The organism is Acidithiobacillus ferriphilus (assembly GCF_018854775.1).
Taxonomy (GTDB): Bacteria; Pseudomonadota; Gammaproteobacteria; order Acidithiobacillales; family Acidithiobacillaceae; genus Acidithiobacillus; species Acidithiobacillus ferriphilus.
Window position 1 is genome coordinate 1 of record NZ_JAAZTY010000072.1, and the last position, 1,678, is coordinate 1,678.

The window sequence follows — 1,678 nt, forward strand, 5'->3', positions numbered from 1 at the left end:
CCCGCCTGCAAACCTCTTTGCTCCAGCAAATCCGGGCGCCGCTCGGCGGTACGGCCTAGCGACTGTTGCAAACGCCAGCGGCGGATACGCCCATGGTCTCCGGATAGCAGCACCTCCGGAACACTTGCCCCCGCCACCACTTCGGGCCGGGTATAATGCGGGCAGTCCAACAAACCAGATGCGGCAAAACTGTCCTCCGCCGCCGAATCCGCATGACCCAGCAGACCCGGCAATTGCCGCGCCACCGCCTCCATCAGCACCAGCGCCGGCAACTCACCGCCCGCCAGCACGTAGTCGCCGATGGACCATTCCGCATCCACCGCCGCCAGCACCCGCTCGTCAACGCCTTCATAGCGGCCCGCCAGTAAAATCAGGCCCGGCAACACCGCGAAATCCTGCACCGCCTGCTGCTGCAAGCGCCGCCCCTGGGGCGACAAGTAAATCACCGGCACCCCCGGATTGGCCTGCCGCGCTGCCGCAATAGCCGCCAGCAAAGGCGGCGCCATCATCAGCATGCCCGGCCCGCCGCCGAAAGGGCGGTCATCCACCCGCCGGTAGGTGCTGTCACTGAAATCCCGCGGGTTCCAGGTTTGCACCTCGATCAGCCCACGGGTCAACGCGCGTCCGACAATGCCCTCCTGCAAATAACCGTGGATCAGCCCTGGGAAAATGGTGATGACGTCGAAACGCATCACCAGTCGGCTTGCCAATCCACGATAATCCGCCCGACGGACAGATCCACACCCGCAGAGGCTTCGGCCGACCACGGAATGAGCAGCTCACCGCCCTTACCGTCGTCGACCACCATCACGTCATTCGCCCCGGTTTCCAGGAAAGCGGACACGGTGCCCAGAGCGACACCCTCTCGGTTCAGTACCCTCAACCCGATCAGCGTGCTCCAGTAAAATTCACCGGCTCCCGGATCAGGCAATTCAGCCCTGAGCACCGCGATCTCCTGCCCGATAAGGGCACGCGCCTGCTCACGGTCATCCACCTGCTCAAGCTTGGCCACCACACCCTCGCCCTGCATACGCCCGTCTTCCAGCACCCAAGGGCGCCGGGCCGGGCCGAGATACCAAGGCGAGTAATCGAGGATGGCGTCGCGCTCTTCGGTAAAAGAAAAAACCTTTACCATACCGCGCACACCATAGATGCCGGAGACACGCCCCAGCACCACCCACTCCCCGGCGTCAGGCGCTGGCAACACCCGTCTTGCTCACGCCTTCTTTCTTCAGAAAGCCGGCGACGGTGTCGGACGGCTGGGCACCCTGGCTCAACCAGTAAGCGGCGCGTTCTTTGTTGATCCGCAGCTCGGCTACTGCGCCAATGGGATTGTAAAAGCCCAGGCGCTCAATAAAACGACCATCCCGACGGCTACGACTGTCGGTCACCACAATGTGATAAAAAGGCCGCTTCTTGGCGCCGCCCCGGGCCATACGAATGACTACCATGTGTTCTCCTTAACCATGATCCTCTCCCACTGTGCGGGAGAAAGGCGCGTATCGTAACTAAAAACAAGCTCTAACGGAAGGGTAAACCGCCCTTCAACATCGATTTGGGATTCATCCCCAGCAAACGGCTGAGCCCCCGGCCCCCTTTACCCATTTTTTTGAACATCTTTTGCATCATTTCGAACTGCTTGAGCAGGCGGTTGACCTCGGTGACGGTCGTGCCGGAA

3 protein-coding genes are annotated in these 1,678 nt (G+C 61.7%); all 3 read right to left on the reverse strand.

Annotated features, from left to right (window positions below; genetic code table 11):
- Positions 1–710, reverse strand: a 710-nt coding sequence (trmD, locus tag HF921_RS05875) for a tRNA (guanosine(37)-N1)-methyltransferase TrmD (protein ID WP_226834360.1), incomplete at its 3' end; no start/stop codon positions are given.
- Complete coding sequence (gene rimM, locus HF921_RS05880; RefSeq protein ID WP_319025477.1) at positions 692–1,207, reverse strand: ribosome maturation factor RimM; 516 nt, start codon at positions 1,205–1,207, stop codon at positions 692–694. The genes rimM and trmD, both read right to left, overlap by 19 nt.
- Positions 1,191–1,451: a 30S ribosomal protein S16 gene (gene rpsP / locus HF921_RS05885; RefSeq protein ID WP_215893491.1), complete on the reverse strand. Its 261-nt coding sequence runs from the start codon at positions 1,449–1,451 to the stop codon at positions 1,191–1,193. Before rpsP ends, rimM begins: the two co-directional genes overlap by 17 nt.
- Positions 1,452–1,678 lie beyond the last annotated feature (227 nt).

Excerpts from the sequence above, each read along its gene's own strand:
- rpsP (WP_215893491.1), bottom strand. The coding sequence starts at position 1,451 with ATGGTAGTCATTCGTATGGCCCGGGGCGGCGCCAAGAAGCGGCCTTTT.